This is a genomic window from Erythrobacter sp. HI0063 (genome assembly GCF_001635685.1).
Classification (GTDB): Bacteria; Pseudomonadota; Alphaproteobacteria; order Sphingomonadales; family Sphingomonadaceae; genus Qipengyuania.
This window is the reverse complement of record NZ_LWFF01000086.1, coordinates 22,499-35,787: the sequence shown is the minus strand read 5'-3', so window position 1 is coordinate 35,787 and position 13,289 is coordinate 22,499. Positions and strand designations below refer to the sequence as shown.

The 13,289-nt window shown below is 63.9% G+C and carries 23 protein-coding genes; 5 read left to right on the top strand and 18 right to left on the bottom strand.

What is annotated here, in order from left to right; all coding sequences use genetic code 11:
* Together bioD and A3736_RS04175 are read left to right on the top strand one after the other, a co-directional pair.
* On the top strand, nucleotides 1-311 hold a 311-nt coding region (gene bioD, locus A3736_RS04180; RefSeq protein WP_156501956.1), incomplete at its 5' end, for an ATP-dependent dethiobiotin synthetase BioD.
* Nucleotides 308-1,564 carry an adenosylmethionine--8-amino-7-oxononanoate transaminase gene (locus A3736_RS04175; protein ID WP_067679582.1) on the top strand — a complete coding sequence of 419 codons (1,257 nt, stop codon included), beginning with the start codon at nucleotides 308-310 and terminating at the stop codon, nucleotides 1,562-1,564. The genes bioD and A3736_RS04175, both read left to right, overlap by 4 nt.
* Nucleotides 1,565-1,568: 4 nt before the next feature.
* Here A3736_RS04175 and fdhD read toward each other — a convergent pair whose 3' ends face one another.
* The 9 genes from fdhD to leuC form a co-directional block, all read right to left on the bottom strand.
* Entirely contained in the window at nucleotides 1,569-2,927 is a 1,359-nt protein-coding gene (fdhD, locus tag A3736_RS16595) for a formate dehydrogenase accessory sulfurtransferase FdhD (RefSeq protein WP_197465480.1), read from the bottom strand.
* Between the two features lie 71 nt (nucleotides 2,928-2,998).
* Nucleotides 2,999-3,778: an NUDIX domain-containing protein gene (locus A3736_RS04165; protein WP_067679579.1), complete on the bottom strand. Its 780-nt coding sequence runs from the start codon at nucleotides 3,776-3,778 to the stop codon at nucleotides 2,999-3,001.
* A gap of 311 nt (nucleotides 3,779-4,089) precedes the next feature.
* Complete coding sequence (grxD, locus tag A3736_RS04160; RefSeq protein WP_067679576.1) at nucleotides 4,090-4,422, bottom strand: Grx4 family monothiol glutaredoxin; 333 nt, start codon at nucleotides 4,420-4,422, stop codon at nucleotides 4,090-4,092.
* A 34-nt stretch (nucleotides 4,423-4,456) separates the two neighbouring features.
* Nucleotides 4,457-4,693: a BolA family protein gene (locus A3736_RS04155; RefSeq protein ID WP_067679573.1), complete on the bottom strand. Its 237-nt coding sequence runs from the start codon at nucleotides 4,691-4,693 to the stop codon at nucleotides 4,457-4,459.
* A gap of 4 nt (nucleotides 4,694-4,697) precedes the next feature.
* Nucleotides 4,698-5,036 carry a DUF1476 domain-containing protein gene (locus A3736_RS04150; RefSeq protein WP_156501958.1) on the bottom strand — a complete coding sequence of 113 codons (339 nt, stop codon included), beginning with the start codon at nucleotides 5,034-5,036 and terminating at the stop codon, nucleotides 4,698-4,700.
* Between the two features lie 81 nt (nucleotides 5,037-5,117).
* A complete protein-coding gene (locus A3736_RS04145; protein ID WP_067679566.1) occupies nucleotides 5,118-6,113 on the bottom strand; it encodes an NADPH:quinone oxidoreductase family protein in 996 nt (331 codons plus the stop codon).
* A gap of 33 nt (nucleotides 6,114-6,146) precedes the next feature.
* Complete coding sequence (gene leuD, locus A3736_RS04140) at nucleotides 6,147-6,749, bottom strand: 3-isopropylmalate dehydratase small subunit (RefSeq protein ID WP_067679563.1); 603 nt, start codon at nucleotides 6,747-6,749, stop codon at nucleotides 6,147-6,149.
* Entirely contained in the window at nucleotides 6,749-6,913 is a 165-nt protein-coding gene (locus tag A3736_RS04135) for an isopropylmalate isomerase (RefSeq protein ID WP_067679560.1), read from the bottom strand. The genes leuD and A3736_RS04135 overlap by 1 nt, the downstream gene beginning before the upstream one ends.
* A 37-nt stretch (nucleotides 6,914-6,950) precedes the next feature.
* Nucleotides 6,951-8,390 carry a 3-isopropylmalate dehydratase large subunit gene (gene leuC / locus A3736_RS04130; RefSeq protein ID WP_067679556.1) on the bottom strand — a complete coding sequence of 480 codons (1,440 nt, stop codon included), beginning with the start codon at nucleotides 8,388-8,390 and terminating at the stop codon, nucleotides 6,951-6,953.
* Between the two features lie 114 nt (nucleotides 8,391-8,504).
* Between leuC and A3736_RS04125 the strand changes: the two genes are divergently transcribed.
* The 3 genes from A3736_RS04125 to A3736_RS04115 all read left to right on the top strand — a co-directional run bounded on the left by A3736_RS04125 (nucleotide 8,505) and on the right by A3736_RS04115 (nucleotide 10,262).
* On the top strand, nucleotides 8,505-8,927 hold the full coding sequence (locus A3736_RS04125) for a thioesterase family protein (protein ID WP_067679553.1): 423 nt from the start codon (nucleotides 8,505-8,507) through the stop codon (nucleotides 8,925-8,927).
* 100 nt (nucleotides 8,928-9,027) lie between these two features.
* A complete protein-coding gene (locus A3736_RS04120) occupies nucleotides 9,028-9,753 on the top strand; it encodes a fatty acid desaturase (RefSeq protein WP_233999217.1) in 726 nt (241 codons plus the stop codon).
* Nucleotides 9,750-10,262, top strand: a complete 513-nt coding sequence (locus A3736_RS04115; protein ID WP_067679550.1) for a sterol desaturase family protein — start codon at nucleotides 9,750-9,752, stop codon at nucleotides 10,260-10,262. Before A3736_RS04120 ends, A3736_RS04115 begins: the two co-directional genes overlap by 4 nt.
* Here A3736_RS04115 and A3736_RS04110 read toward each other — a convergent pair whose 3' ends face one another.
* Genes A3736_RS04110 through pspB form a run of 9 tightly spaced genes read right to left on the bottom strand, consistent with a single transcriptional unit; the run spans nucleotide 10,263 to nucleotide 13,287 of the window.
* Nucleotides 10,263-10,613 carry a DUF454 family protein gene (locus A3736_RS04110; RefSeq protein ID WP_067679547.1) on the bottom strand — a complete coding sequence of 117 codons (351 nt, stop codon included), beginning with the start codon at nucleotides 10,611-10,613 and terminating at the stop codon, nucleotides 10,263-10,265.
* 22 nt (nucleotides 10,614-10,635) lie between these two features.
* Entirely contained in the window at nucleotides 10,636-11,040 is a 405-nt protein-coding gene (locus tag A3736_RS04105) for a SufE family protein (protein WP_067679593.1), read from the bottom strand.
* A 23-nt stretch (nucleotides 11,041-11,063) separates the two neighbouring features.
* Nucleotides 11,064-11,297: a hypothetical protein gene (locus A3736_RS04100; protein ID WP_156501955.1), complete on the bottom strand. Its 234-nt coding sequence runs from the start codon at nucleotides 11,295-11,297 to the stop codon at nucleotides 11,064-11,066.
* Between the two features lie 38 nt (nucleotides 11,298-11,335).
* Nucleotides 11,336-11,644 carry a hypothetical protein gene (locus tag A3736_RS04095; RefSeq protein ID WP_067679542.1) on the bottom strand — a complete coding sequence of 103 codons (309 nt, stop codon included), beginning with the start codon at nucleotides 11,642-11,644 and terminating at the stop codon, nucleotides 11,336-11,338.
* Complete coding sequence (locus A3736_RS04090) at nucleotides 11,641-11,928, bottom strand: hypothetical protein (RefSeq protein WP_067679539.1); 288 nt, start codon at nucleotides 11,926-11,928, stop codon at nucleotides 11,641-11,643. The genes A3736_RS04095 and A3736_RS04090 overlap by 4 nt, the downstream gene beginning before the upstream one ends.
* Nucleotides 11,928-12,269, bottom strand: coding sequence for a hypothetical protein (locus tag A3736_RS04085; RefSeq protein WP_369815419.1), 342 nt, complete (start codon nucleotides 12,267-12,269; stop codon nucleotides 11,928-11,930). The genes A3736_RS04090 and A3736_RS04085 overlap by 1 nt, the downstream gene beginning before the upstream one ends.
* Nucleotides 12,266-12,583: a hypothetical protein gene (locus tag A3736_RS04080; RefSeq protein WP_067679536.1), complete on the bottom strand. Its 318-nt coding sequence runs from the start codon at nucleotides 12,581-12,583 to the stop codon at nucleotides 12,266-12,268. The genes A3736_RS04085 and A3736_RS04080 overlap by 4 nt, the downstream gene beginning before the upstream one ends.
* A gap of 36 nt (nucleotides 12,584-12,619) precedes the next feature.
* Complete coding sequence (gene pspC / locus A3736_RS04075) at nucleotides 12,620-12,994, bottom strand: envelope stress response membrane protein PspC (protein ID WP_067679533.1); 375 nt, start codon at nucleotides 12,992-12,994, stop codon at nucleotides 12,620-12,622.
* Nucleotides 12,991-13,287 (bottom strand): envelope stress response membrane protein PspB, encoded by a 297-nt coding sequence (pspB, locus tag A3736_RS04070; protein WP_067679529.1) that lies wholly within the window; start codon nucleotides 13,285-13,287, stop codon nucleotides 12,991-12,993. The genes pspC and pspB overlap by 4 nt, the downstream gene beginning before the upstream one ends.
* Nucleotides 13,288-13,289: the final 2 nt, after the last annotated feature.

Genomic DNA, 13,289 nt, shown 5'->3' with positions numbered 1-13,289 from the left:
TGGTCCCGGTCACGCGGACACTGCTCTATGCCGATCTGTTCGCGGCGTGGCGCGCGCCAGTGGTGATCGTCGCGCGCACCGGGCTCGGCACGATCAACCACTCGCTTCTCACCATCGAAGCGCTACGCAGTCGCGGAATATCGATCCACGGCATGGCCTTCGTCGGCGCGGCGGAGGAGGATAGCGAGACTACGATCTGCGCCATCGGCGGCGTCAGGCGGCTCGGACGACTGCCCATGCTCGAGTCCCTCGACGCGGACTCGCTAGCGCTCGCCTTTTCCGACAATTTCGCGCTGGAGGATTTCCAGTGAGCAAGCCCCCCATTTGGCACCCCTTTACGCAGCACGGATTGAACGAACCGATCCCGGAAGTGTCGCGTGCCGATGGCGCGGTATTGTACCGCAAGGACGGCGGCGAGATGATCGATGCGATCTCGTCTTGGTGGGTCACGACGCATGGCCACGCACACCCGAAAATCGCGGCGGCCATCGCCGAGGAGGCGGCGCGGCTCGACCAGATCATCTTCGCTGGCTGGACGCATCGGCCCGCAGAAGATCTGGCGCGCGGCTTGCGGGCGTTGATGCCCGACACTCTCACGCGGGTATTCTTCTCCGATTCCGGTTCCACCAGCGTGGAAGTCGCGCTCAAGATGGCGCTCGGCTATTGGCTCAATCGGGGAGAGGATCGGCACCGGATCGTGGTGATGGATAACGGCTATCACGGCGATACCATCGGCACGATGTCGGTCGGCGCACGCGGGGCCTTCAACCGCGCTTACGAACCCTTGCTGTTCGACGTCACCTCGATACCCTTTCCAGCGTCGGGCTTGGAGCAGGCGACATACGACGCGCTGGACGCCGCGTGCAGGGAGGGAGCCGCCGCTTTCATCGTCGAACCGCTGGTTCTGGGGGCAGGCGGCATGCTGATGTATTCGGCGCGTGTCCTGTCGGAAATGCGGAGCATCTGTGCGAAATACGGCACCTTGTTCATCGCGGACGAGGTGATGACCGGCTGGGGCCGCACGGGCACGCTGCTGGCCTGCGAACAGGCGGGGATCGAGCCCGACATCCTCTGCCTGTCGAAAGGGCTGACAGGCGGCGCCGTTCCGCTGGCAGTGACGATGGCGAGCGAGCCGGTCTTCGAAGCGCATCTGAGTCCCGATCGCGCGCGGATGTTCTTCCATTCGTCCAGCTATACCGCGAACCCGATCGCTTGCGCCGCGGCGAACGCCAATCTCGCAATCTGGCGCGAGGAGCCGGTGATCGAGCGGATCGCCACGCTCGCCCGGCGACAGGAAGAGCATCTGGAGCAATTGAAAAACCACGCTCTGGTTCGCGGCGCCAGGCAGGTGGGCACGATCACGGCATTAGATGTGGGCGAAGCGGACGGCTACCTCTCGGACCTCGCCCCGCGCATGCTGGCGATGTTTCGCGAACGCGGCGTTCTGCTGCGCCCGCTGGGTAACACCGTCTACGTGATGCCGCCCTATTGCATCACGGCCGAGCAACTCGCTCGGGTCTATGGCGCGATTGCGGAGGTGCTCGACGCGCTGGCCATCCGTTAGTCGGCTAAGGCCGGTTCTTCGCGAAGAGCTGGTGAGGATCGTTGACCACGAGCGCGGTATCGCTTCGCGCCAGCGCCAGTAAGGTCAGGCGGCCTTCGCGCGCTCGGGCGATGGCAAGGCTGGACGGGGCGCTGATCGTCGCCAGCATGGGAATCCCGGCTCGCACCGTCTTCTCGACCAGCTCCTGGCTACATCTGGCCGTAAGAAGTACGAACCCCTCCCGATGATCGACCCCGGCGCGGCCGAGCGCCCCGATCAACTTGTCCAGCGCGTTATGCCTTCCGACATCCTCGCGGACCAGAACGATATCGCCTTCCGAATTGCAGAAGGCTGCGGCATGCGCGGCTCCGGTGGCCAGGCCCAGCTTTTGATACGACCGCATGGTATCGAGCGCGCGCTTGATCGCGGCGGGACCGACCGTGGGAATCGCGTCCACGGGATCGATCGGGGCGAGCGCCGCCGCCACGGAATCGATGCCGCATATGCCGCAGCTGCTTTCCGAAACCCGGCTGCGAGCACGTTCCAGCAGACGCTGATGACTGCGCGCAGGCAGATTGGCGCGCGCGACCCAGCCACCCCCGGTCTCAAATAAATCGACCCCGTCGATCTCTTCCGGGCGAGCCAACCCTTCTGCAAGGGCGAAGCCGGTCACGAAATCTTCCAGATCGGTCGGCGTGGCCATCATCACGGCATATCCGATGCCGTTGAACTCGATGGCGATCGGGATTTCGACCGGAACCACGCGTGTCGCATCCGAAGTGTCGAGAGTTTCGAAGTCGAGCTCCCGCACCGGATGGGTCTCCGCCCCCGCGCCGAGCGCCATCCCTGTCTCCAGCGCAGCCAGAGCCTGGGGCCCATTGACATTGATCGGCGGGCGACCGCGATACTCGACGCGATCCGCGCCGCACGCCTCCACCCAGGACCGAACGGACCGATTGCCGCTGTGCAGATGGTTCTCAAGTTTCTGCGCCAAAGCGCTCGGCCAGATGCCGAACAGCCAGTGGTCGGCGATAACGGCAGGTCCGGGTGCTTCCAGCGTGGCGAGCAAATCGTCGGCAATGGGATGCGCATCGACCGGAACGGTCAGCACGGCGTCGAAACCTTTTTCGTGCGCGAAATGAAGCGCGGCACACAATCCGCCCAACGGGCCGAGGCCCGCTTCCGGACGGTCGGCAAGGATTTGCGTTTCCGCGAGGCGCCGCGAGGAATCACGCTCGCATACCACGACCTGCGCGACGCGCTCGTCCAGAGACTCGATGGCATGGGCGAGCAGGCTCTTGCCGTTCAGCAGCGCATCGCTCTTGTCCGATCCGAACCGCCGACTGCGTCCCCCGGCGAGCACGGCGCCAAGTAGGTGCGGCATAAACCTGTCCGTGCTCCTGTTGTGGGTGGAACGCTTGCGCAAGCCGCTATCGGCCCGTTCTCCGACTTCGCTCATCCCCTTTGCGCGCTGCCGAACGCTTCTTCGATAACAGGATAGCCTGCATCCTCTGGAATACGGAGCATCGGCTGTGGGCCGCTTTCGTCGATTTGCGGGATAATCGTGCGTACGGGAGTAGCCAGCGCATGAGCGCGGGCTTTTTCGTAGCTGGCGAACTGGGCCAGGCGTTCGAGATTGCGCCGCGTCGGAAAGATTACCGAAATCTCCCCTTCGTCCGCCATGGCAAGCGCGCCCTTGGCGCTGGTCCAGAACAGGCGCGTGTTCTCGGTCTCGTCGACGGCCACATCGACGGCTCCGGTGCCGAGATCGGCGAGATAGAAGCGCGTGTCGAAAATACGGTCATGCGCCAGGCCGAGCGGCAGCCAGCGCGCGAAGGGTACCAATGCTTGCGCATCGATCTTCCAGCCGAACCGGTCCAGCACCGGGGCGAGCGCGCCCTCTTGAAGCGCCAGTTTTCGCGCCGCAGCAGCGCTTTCCGCGTCGATCGCGCCGGACAATCCCAGTGCCAGCCCGGTCTCCTCCAGCGTCTCGCGGATCGCGGCAATCCGGTGCGCTAGATCGTCTTGCACGTTTTCGGTCTCGCCCGGTGCGTGTCGCGCTGCCAGATCGCGGTCTTCGGGATCGACGCGGCCCCCGGGGAAGACGGCCATTCCGCCGGCGAACCGCAATTGCTTTGAGCGAACGACCATCAGGATCTCGGGCTCGGGCGCAGATCGTCCTTCGCGAAAGACGACCAGGGTGGCGGCGGGAATCGGATCAGATGGAGGGGGCATAAAGGCGAGTAGTGCATGCCGGGGGCAGTCTTGCCAAGCAGGGCCGCACATCGATGTTGTCGGAAAAATTTACACCGGGGAAATATCGCAGGGTTTCGTTAACCATAGAGGATTAGGTTTCGTGCAGATCGAGCGATTTGGCACGCAAAGTGCTTAGTATTCTCCGTCTCCAGAAGTCTTCGATCGGAGGCGGGCCGTTCCTGGTTTTTGGCTTGCCTCTTCCGCAAAAAAGAAGCCCCCGCGATTTGGTCGTCGCGGGGGCTTACTTTTAGTTTTGCGCGGGGCGGGGCGTTAAGCCCGTCCGGTCGGGATCAGCCTTCCGCCTTGGCGACCTGCTTTTCATCCATCAGCGCCTGCATTTCGCCGGCTTCGAACATTTCCATCATGATGTCGCTGCCGCCGACGAATTCGCCCTTCACATAAAGCTGCGGAATGGTCGGCCAGTCGGAAAAGGCCTTGATCCCCTGGCGGATTTCCATGTCCTGCAGAACGTCCACGCTTTCATAGCCGACGCCGCAATGATCAAGAATGGCGACCGCGCGGCTGGAAAAGCCGCATTGCGGGAAAAGCGGTGTGCCCTTCATGAAAAGGACGACGTCGTTGGCGCCGACGATGTCGGAAATGCGGCTTTTTACGTCGGACATAAAGACCGATCCTTCGATTACTGAAAACGGGTGGTCAGGACGTGGGGGCTTGGGTGGTCAGTTGCAAGGCGTGCAGTTCCCCGCCCATGCGCGTGCCCAGGGCCTCGTAGACCATTTTATGCTGCTGCACCCTGCTCTTGCCCGCAAAGGCGGGGCTGACGACATGGGCGGCGTAATGATCCCCGTCGCCTGCCAGATCGCGGATCGTCACTTCGGCTTCGGGAAGCCCTTCGCGGATCAGCCGGTCGATCTCGTCCGCTGCCATCGGCATGGGATCAGGCCCCCCCGCCGGATGCTTCACCCATGAACTGGCGCCGGGCTTCTACGCTGCATTCATTGAGCTTGCTGCGAATGTCGGCTTCGGTCACGTCGCAATCGGCTGCAGTCAGATCGCCGAGCAGCTTGCGGATCACGTCTTCATCGCCCGCTTCCTCGAAGTCGGCCTGGACGACCGCCTTCTTGTAAGCGTCGGTTTCCTCGTCGCTCAGATTCATCAGGCCCGCCGCCCATTCGCCGAGCAGTCGGTTGCGGCGCGCGGCGATCTTGAAGGCGTTTTCCTCGTCAAAAGCGAATTTGGCTTCTTCGCCCCGCTCGCGATCCTTGAAGTCCATAATCGTCATCCTCTCGAAAAATCAGGTCGCCGCGCAGATAGGCGCGCGGCGAGACGCGGGCAAGCCGGTCGCTGCACCGGATTTTTACATCGTGACGACGAGCTTGCCGATCGCGCTGCGGCTTTCGAGCTTGGCGATGGCTTCGTGCGCATTGTCGAGTGGGTAGGTCTCGCTGATCAGCGGGGCGATCTTGCCGTCCTGCCAAAGCTGGAACAGTTCGGCAATATTGGCGGCGTTCCTCTCCGGCTCGCGTGCGGTGAAGGCGCCCCAGAACACGCCGCGAATATCGCAGCTTTTCAGCAGGGTGAGGTTGAGCGGCATCTTGGCGATGCCCGCCGGGAAACCGATCACCAGGAACCGGCCCTCCCACGCGATCGAGCGCAGGGCCGGTTCGGAATAGTCCCCGCCGACGATGTCGTAGACAATGTCGGCACCTTCGGGCCCCACGGCGTCCTTGAATTGCTGGGCGAGCGCTTTCGACTGGTCCTTGTCGAACGGGGCGCGGTCGTAGATCACGACCTCGTCGGCACCCGCCTTTTTCGCGACTTCGCCCTTTTCTTCCGTCGAGACGGCGGCGACCACGCGTGCGCCATAGGCCTTGGCGAGTTCCACCGCCGAGAGGCCGACGCCGCCCGCCGCGCCGAGCACCAGCACGGTATCGCCCGCCTTGATGTCGCCGCGATCCTTGAGGCCGTGGATGGTGGTGCCGTAAGTCATCAGCAGCGCGCTGGCCTGCACGAGGTCGATACCCTCGGGGACTTTGAACAGGCGCGCGGCAGAAAGGACCACCTGTTCGCGAAGGCCGCCCGCGCCGGTCCCGGCGATCACCCGGTCACCGACCTGCCAGCCGCTGACGCCCTCGCCCAGCGCGGCGATCGTCCCCGAGATCTCGCCACCGGGCGAGAAAGGACGGGGCGGCTTCATCTGGTACATGTCCTTGATGATCAGGCTGTCGGGGAAATTGATCGCGCAGGCGGCGACATCGATCAGAACCTCGCCCTTGCCCGGCGTGGGGCTTTCGAGTTCCTCGACGACGAGCGTTTCGGGCCCGCCGACTTCTTTCGACAAGACTGCTTTCATGGCGGCTCTCTCCTGATTTTCGTTGAATTGGGTTTAGCGGCTGACGGCCAGCGGGCAATCCAGCCAGGGAAGGTCCTGCGCCCGGCCGGCCTCGTGATGCGTGATGGCATCGCCGCTTGCGAGCGTCAGGCCGATCTCGTCGAGACCCTCCAGCAGGCAACGCTTGCGAAACGGGTCTACATCGAAGGCGAAACGATCCTGAAACGGGGTCGTGACGATCTGGTTGTCCAGATCGATTGTGATCGGATCGGTGCGCGCGACTTCCAGCAGCCGATCGACCTGATCCTGCGGCAGTTCGACCGCCAATATGCCGTTCTTGAAGGCGTTGCCGGAAAAGATATCGGAAAAGCTGGGCGCGATCACGGCGGTCAATCCCATGTCGAGCATGGCCCAGGCGGCGTGTTCGCGGCTCGACCCGCAGCCGAAATTGTCGCCCGCGATCAGGATCGGCGCACGGGCGAAATCCTCAACGTCGAAGGGATTTCCCGGAGCCTGGCGGATCGTTTCGAACGCGCCTTTCCCCAGGCCTTCGCGGCTGACCGTCTTGAGCCAGTGCGCGGGGATGATCACGTCGGTATCGACGTTCTTGAGTCCCAGCGGAATGGCGCGACCGTGGATGGTGGAAACGGCGCGCATCAGTCGGTTTCGGGCTGTTCCCCGGAGGGGATCGGACCCGGCTGTCTGGCTTTGTTGCGATCCGACTTCTGCTTGCGCTTGCCGGCATACAGCAGCGCGGCGGCAATGGCGGCGGAGCCGATCGCACCTGCGATCGCGGCGGTGGATTTGGGAAGCTTGCTCATGGAAGTCTCATGCGGAAGGTGGCGAAGGCTGGCAAGATCAAAGCTGGCGGACATCGGCGATGCGCCCGGTGACGGCAGCAGCGGCGGCCATGGCGGGGCTCATCAGATGGGTGCGCGCGCCGGGGCCCTGACGGCCGACGAAATTGCGGTTCGAGGTGCTGGCGCAGCGTTCACCCGGCGGCACCTTGTCGGGGTTCATGGCGAGGCAGGCGGAACAGCCCGGCTCGCGCCATTCGAATCCGGCATCGGTGAAAACGCGGTCGAGCCCTTCTTCCTCCGCCTGCCGTTTGACGAGGCCCGATCCCGGCACCACGATCGCCCAGCGCACGCTCGCCGCCTTTTTCCGCCCGCGCAGCACTTCGGCCGCAGCGCGCAGATCTTCGATCCGGCTGTTGGTGCAGCTGCCGATGAAGACGTTCTCGATCCCGACATCGGCTATCGCGACGCCGGGTTCGAGCCCCATGTAATCGAGGCTCTTGCGCGCGGCGGCCTGCTTCGAGGGGTCAGCAAAGCTGTCGGGCGAAGGGATTTTTGCGCCGACCGCGATCACGTCTTCCGGGCTGGTGCCCCAGCTTACGGTCGGTTCAACATCGGCGGCGTCGATCACGACCGATTTGTCGAAGACGGCGCCTTCATCCGTGCGGAGCGAGCGCCACCATTCGACCGCACGATCCCACGCCTCGCCCTGCGGCGCGTAGGGGCGGCCTTTGAGATAGGAAAAAACGGTATCGTCGGGCGCGATCAGTCCGGCGCGCGCGCCGCCTTCGATCGACATGTTGCAGACTGTCAGCCGTCCTTCGACGCTCATATTTTCGAAAACAGTCCCACGATATTCGATCACATGGCCTGTCCCGCCACCCGTGCCGATCACGCCGATGATATGAAGGATCAGGTCCTTGGGCGTGACGCCGGGGCCGAGTTCGCCCTCGACCCGGATTTCCATCGTCTTGGAACGACGCAATTGCAGCGTCTGGGTCGCCAGCACATGCTCCACCTCGCTGGTACCGATCCCGAAAGCCAGCGCGCCGACACCGCCATGCGCGGCGGTGTGCGAATCGCCGCACACGATCGTCGCGCCGGGAAGCGAGAAACCCTGTTCCGGGCCGACGACATGGACGATCCCCTGTTCGGGCGCGACCGCGTCAATATAGCGGATGCCGAAGGAGGGCGCATTGCGCTCAAGCGCGGCGAGCTGCGCGGCGCTTTGCGGATCGTCGATGGGGAGGCGGGCCCCATCGGGCGCGAGCCGCGCAGTGGTCGGCAGATTGTGATCGGGCACGGCCAGCGTCAGATCGGGCCTGCGAACCGTGCGCCCGGCCAGTCTCAGCGCCTCGAAGGCCTGCGGGCTCGTGACCTCGTGGACCAGATGTCGGTCTATATAGAGAAGGCAGGTATCGTCGGAATCGGTGCGGTCGGGACGCGCCACGACATGGGCGTCCCAGATCTTTTCGTAGAGGGTGCGGGGGCGGCTGGCCATAATGATGCTTTGTGTGCGGCACGGCCCGCGCCCGCGCAAGACGGCAACGCCTTAATGCGCGATGGGATTACGAATGTCATGGAAAGGTAAGGTTTAATGCGCTAACTGACACTTATGTCAGCAAAGCCCTTCAGCCATCCGATTACCGTCCACCCCGAAGACATCGACTTCATGGGCCATGTGAACAACGCCCGCTATCTCGGCTGGGTGCAGGACACGGTGCTCGCCCATTGGCAGAAACTCGCCCCTGCGGAAGAGGTGGCGAGCAAGGCGTGGGTCGCCCTGAAGCACGAGATCACCTATCGCCGCCCGGCGTTCCTGCACGATGCGGTGATCGCGGAAACCGTGCTGGAAAAGATCGCCGGCGCGCGCTCGTTCTACAACACGGTGATTCGCCGGGGCGAGGAAGTCCTGGCCGAAGTGCAGAGCATGTGGTGCTGCCTCGACAGCGAAACGCATCGGCCGGCGCGCATCAGCAAGGCCGTGGCCGAAACCTTTTTCGGGCTGCCCGCAAAGGCCAAGACCACCGAGGCCTGAGGCCAACCGCCGGGAAACCTTTGCGCCGATGCGGCGGCGCTCCTATATTCCTGTCATGCCCAGCCGAACCGAAAGAGCCGTCGCGCCCCCGGGGCCGCGATTGCAGGCCGCGACCGGCCTTGCGCTGACGGCGGCCATCTTTGCCGCATGGCTGGGCCTCCATCTTTACGCCATGTTCGGTTTCGACCTGACCTGGGCCAGCCTGCCGCTCGCCTTCGTGATGGCGGCGCTGCTGTGCTGGCTGTCGGTCGGCATGTTCATTGCCAGCCACGATGCGATGCACGGATCGCTGGTGCCGGGCGGCGGACGGATCAACGATATGATCGGGGGCTTCCTGCTGTTCGTCTATGCGGGGTTCGGGTGGAAGCGGATGCGGAGCGCCCATCTCGCCCATCACAAGGCGCCCGGCACGGCCAGCGATCCCGATTTCAGCGTGGATCATCCCACGCGGTTCTGGCCTTGGTACGGCGTGTTCCTGCGTCGCTATTTCGGCTGGCAGTCGATGGCCTTCGTCGGCACGGTCGTCACCGTCTACTGGCTGGTGTTCGGCGTTCCGATCGCGAATATCGTCCTGCTGTACGGGCTGCCCGCGATCGGGTCCTCGCTCCAGCTGTTCTATTTCGGCACCTTTCGCCCGCATCGCCATGCAGAGGACGGTTTCGCCGACCGCCACAATGCGCGGAGCGACGATCTGGGGACGTTCGCATCGCTGGTGTCGTGTTTCCATTTCGGCTATCATCACGAACATCACCGCGCTCCGCACGTCCCCTGGTGGGGCCTGCCCGCCGCGCGGCGTTCCATGACCGTCCAAGAGACCCGCCCGTGAGCCTTCCCGCCATCCTCCTGACTGTGTTCCTGTCGATCGTCGGCATGGAGATATTCGCCTGGTGGGCGCATAAATACGTGATGCATGGATGGGGCTGGGCATGGCATCGCGACCATCACGAACCGCATGATAACACGCTGGAGAAGAACGATCTCTACGCCGTCACTTTCGGCACGATCGTGTTCGCGATGTTCGCCATCGGCTATGTCTATTCGGACCTGCTGTGGTGGATCGCCTTCGGGATCACCTGCTATGGCCTGATCTACACGATCATCCATGACGGGCTGGTTCACCAGCGCCTGTTCCGCTGGGTGCCCAAGCGCGGCTATGCCAAGCGGCTGGTGCAGGCGCACAAGCTGCACCACGCGACCGTGGGCAAGGAAGGCGGCGTCAGCTTCGGCTTCGTGTTCGCGAGCGATCCGGCGAAGCTGAAGGCCGAGCTGAAGCGCCAGCGCCAGGAGGGCAAGGCGGTGGTGCGCGAAAGCGCGGGGCTGGATCGCGCAGGCTAGCTATTCGGGACGCGTGGCGATCCAGCTTCCCGTGATCGCCAGAACCGCCAGCGAAATCCAGTAATAGGGCGTGCCGAGCGTCCAGTAGGTCAGCACCGCGCCCGCCGCCAGCGAGACCAGAGCGAGGATTTTCGCCCGCCGCCCGATGGCGCGCCGCGCCCGCCATTCGCGGATCGGCGGTCCCCAGCGCGGATGGTCGAGCAGGCGCTTCTCCCATGCGGGATTGCCCCGCGCGAAGAAGAAGGCGGCCAGCAGCAGAAACGGAACGGTGGGCAGGAGAGGCAGAAACGCGCCGATCGCGCCGAGCCCCAGGCTCAGCAAACCGAGTGCGAGATAGAGGCGGCGCATGATGGGGAGCGCCGCGCCGCGCCGTTCAGGCGGACAGCCGCGCGGCGTGTTCCTGCACCAGCGCGATCATGTTCGGCACCCCTTGCGTGCGGTTGCTCGACAGCTGGTTCTTGAGATCGAACGGGGCGAGCGCGTCCGCCACATCCATTTTCGCGACCTCGCCGGCGGGCTTGTCCTGCACGGCGGCGACCACCAGCGCGACGATGCCCTTGGTGATCGCGGCATTGCTGTCCGCGAGGAAGTGCAACTGGCCTGCATCGCCGGTGGGATAGACCCACACCGCCGCCGAACAGCCGCGCACCAGAGTGGCGTCGGTCTTGAGCGCATCGGGCATGGGTTCCAGATCGCGCCCCAGCTCGATCAGCAGGCGATAGCGTTCGTCGCCTTCGAGGAATTCATATTCTTCGGCGATGTCGTCGAGTGAGCGCATGCCCGCCATCTAGGCGCTTCGCTTCACAAATCCACCCCGCTTGCGATCGCTTCCAGTTTGCGGATGCGTTCTTTCAGGTCGGATATCTCGATCCGGGCCGCGCCGATGGTGCTGCCGGTTTCGGGCGCGTGGTTCATGCCGGCCAGCTCGCGCTCTTTCAGCGCCAGCCAGCCGCGCCAGCCGACCAGCAGGGCCGTGGCCGTGATTGCCAGCCCGATCAGGGCGGCGGCCGCGATGATGATGGTGGGTTCGAACATTTCCCTCATGTCCTTTCCTCAAACGGGCCCCAGGCCCTTCAGTCCTTGTCGTGTTTCTCGTCCTCGGTACGCAGCGCGTCGATCTCGGCGGAAAGCCGCCGCGTCTCGCGCGCGTCGAGGGAATTGTTGTCGGTGGCGATGCGTTCGAGCACGCGGATGCGTTCACGCAGATTTTCGACCTCGCGGCGCATTTCGCGCGACTCGCCGTCATCGCGTGAAGGTGCGAAGACGGGATTGCCGTCCTCGTCGCGCGTCACGCCCAGCGTATGATCGTGGCGCCGCGTGTAGATCTGGACGATCCCCCAGATGACGATGCCGACCAGCGCAACCAGAGCCCAACCGGTCATTGCACGCTCTCCTTCAGCTCACCGCCGTCGCGCAGATCCTCGATCTGCATGGCGAGATCGGAGCCGCGATCGGTGGCGATGCGTTCGAGAACGCGCACGCGGGCTTCCAGCTTCTGCGCCTTGGCGGCGTATTGCGCGGCCTGTTCGGCGGTCTTGTTGGCCATCAGCTCCATCTGCTTTTCCTTGTGCTTGAGCCAGGCCTGGAAGGTGTCCTGCGCGATGCCCAGGACGATGGCGACCAGCGCGACCGAGCCGATCATGATGGGGATGATTTCCCAGCCCATCAGTTCGCCTCCTTGCCGCTATCCTTCAGCCGCTCGAATTCGTGGCTGAGCTGGTAGCCGCTGTCGGTGACGATGCGTTCGACATTGGCGAGCCGGTCCTTCATCGCGCCCATCTCGGCGCGCAGCTGGGCGTTTTCCTGCGTCAGTAGCGCCACGCGCTCCTGCGCCTGACTGGTGTTGCCCGGCTTCAAGGACTGGCCCCACATGCCTTCGAGCGGATAGCCGTTCTTGATCTTGAGCCGGGTCGTATGGACCGAGGCGACGATCCCGGCCGCGCCGAGCGTGAAGGCACCCCCGATGATCCAGCCGAGATAGGGGAGGAGGTCGGTGAACTGCATCATGCCATCTCCCGCTTTTCGAAGCGCAGCGGCGTGCCGCTATCCTCGATTTCGACCGTGCGGGTGTCGCGCAGCGCCTCGATCTGGGTGGCGACGTCATAGCCCTTGTCGGTCACGATGCGTTCGAGGACGCGGACCCGGTCTTCGAGCTTCTGGACCTGGCTGGCATATTGGGCGGCGCGTTCGGCGGTGTGCTGCGCAGTGGCGGAAACCTGCATTTCCGCGACCTTGATCTTCTGCTTCGACCAGATGGCGACCATCGGAATGCCGCACCCCATGACGATACCTGCAAGCGGTATCAAAATTCCCAGATCCATTTCGTAATTCCTCCTGTTCCCCTTATCCTGCGCCCCTCAGCGCAGGCGCTCGATCTCTGCGGTGAGCCGCGGGTTCGAGCTGACATAGAATGTTTCGACTTCGGCCAGACGGCGATCCACGTCCTTCATCTTGGCGCGGATTTCGCGGGCCGTGCGCTTCGGGCTCTGCCGCACGCGCTGCCAATAGCGGTTCTCGTCCTGATCGGCGTAGAGATAGGGCGGCTTCTTATCGAGCAGCAGGCCGGCGATGAAGTATGCGGGCAGGGCGAAGCCGGTGATGAGGACCATGATGACGACTGCCATGCGCAGCCAGAACACATTGACCCCGGTATAATCCGCGAGGCCCGAGCACACGCCCATCAGCTTCGCATTCTGCTTGTCGCGATAGAGAGTGGTGCGGGGGCTGTTCATTTCATCGATCCTTTCTTCTCGGCCATCATCTGCTCGAGTTCGCGCAGCTGCTGGTTGTCGACCTCGCTGTCATGGACGAGGCGGGCGGGCTTGAAATCGGGATTGTCGGTGGCGACCAGGCGTTCGACCGTGTCCATCCGGTCGTCCAGTCGCTTGGCGAGATTGTAGAGCTCTTCGAGCAGGGCCTCGTCATCGGTCGTGATGCTGGCGGAGGTCTTCCACTTGGTGACGTAGTGAAGGACGATCCACGGCAGGGCGATCAGCAGAGCGACAACGAAAAAGACTTCTTCCATGG

Bases quoted from the DNA above. Each gene is read 5' to 3' on its own strand.
- A3736_RS04165 (WP_067679579.1), bottom strand. From the start codon at position 3,778: ATGCCCCCTCCATCTGATCCGATTCCCGCCGCCACCCTGGTCGTCTTT.
- grxD (WP_067679576.1), bottom strand. From the start codon at position 4,422: ATGTCCGACGTAAAAAGCCGCATTTCCGACATCGTCGGCGCCAACGAC.
- A3736_RS04100 (WP_156501955.1), bottom strand. From the start codon at position 11,297: ATGTTCGAACCCACCATCATCATCGCGGCCGCCGCCCTGATCGGGCTG.
- A3736_RS04145 (WP_067679566.1), bottom strand. From the start codon at position 6,113: ATGAAAGCAGTCTTGTCGAAAGAAGTCGGCGGGCCCGAAACGCTCGTC.
- A3736_RS04080 (WP_067679536.1), bottom strand. From the start codon at position 12,583: ATGGATCTGGGAATTTTGATACCGCTTGCAGGTATCGTCATGGGGTGC.
- leuC (WP_067679556.1), bottom strand. From the start codon at position 8,390: ATGGCCAGCCGCCCCCGCACCCTCTACGAAAAGATCTGGGACGCCCAT.
- A3736_RS04125 (WP_067679553.1), top strand. From the start codon at position 8,505: ATGTCAGCAAAGCCCTTCAGCCATCCGATTACCGTCCACCCCGAAGAC.
- A3736_RS04095 (WP_067679542.1), bottom strand. From the start codon at position 11,644: ATGACCGGTTGGGCTCTGGTTGCGCTGGTCGGCATCGTCATCTGGGGG.
- fdhD (WP_197465480.1), bottom strand. From the start codon at position 2,927: ATGCCGCACCTACTTGGCGCCGTGCTCGCCGGGGGACGCAGTCGGCGG.
- A3736_RS04135 (WP_067679560.1), bottom strand. From the start codon at position 6,913: ATGAGCAAGCTTCCCAAATCCACCGCCGCGATCGCAGGTGCGATCGGC.
- leuD (WP_067679563.1), bottom strand. From the start codon at position 6,749: ATGCGCGCCGTTTCCACCATCCACGGTCGCGCCATTCCGCTGGGACTC.
- pspC (WP_067679533.1), bottom strand. From the start codon at position 12,994: ATGAACAGCCCCCGCACCACTCTCTATCGCGACAAGCAGAATGCGAAG.
- pspB (WP_067679529.1), bottom strand. From the start codon at position 13,287: ATGGAAGAAGTCTTTTTCGTTGTCGCTCTGCTGATCGCCCTGCCGTGG.
- A3736_RS04090 (WP_067679539.1), bottom strand. From the start codon at position 11,928: ATGGGCTGGGAAATCATCCCCATCATGATCGGCTCGGTCGCGCTGGTC.
- A3736_RS04085 (WP_369815419.1), bottom strand. From the start codon at position 12,269: ATGATGCAGTTCACCGACCTCCTCCCCTATCTCGGCTGGATCATCGGG.
- A3736_RS04155 (WP_067679573.1), bottom strand. From the start codon at position 4,693: ATGCCGATGGCAGCGGACGAGATCGACCGGCTGATCCGCGAAGGGCTT.
- A3736_RS04105 (WP_067679593.1), bottom strand. From the start codon at position 11,040: ATGCGCTCACTCGACGACATCGCCGAAGAATATGAATTCCTCGAAGGC.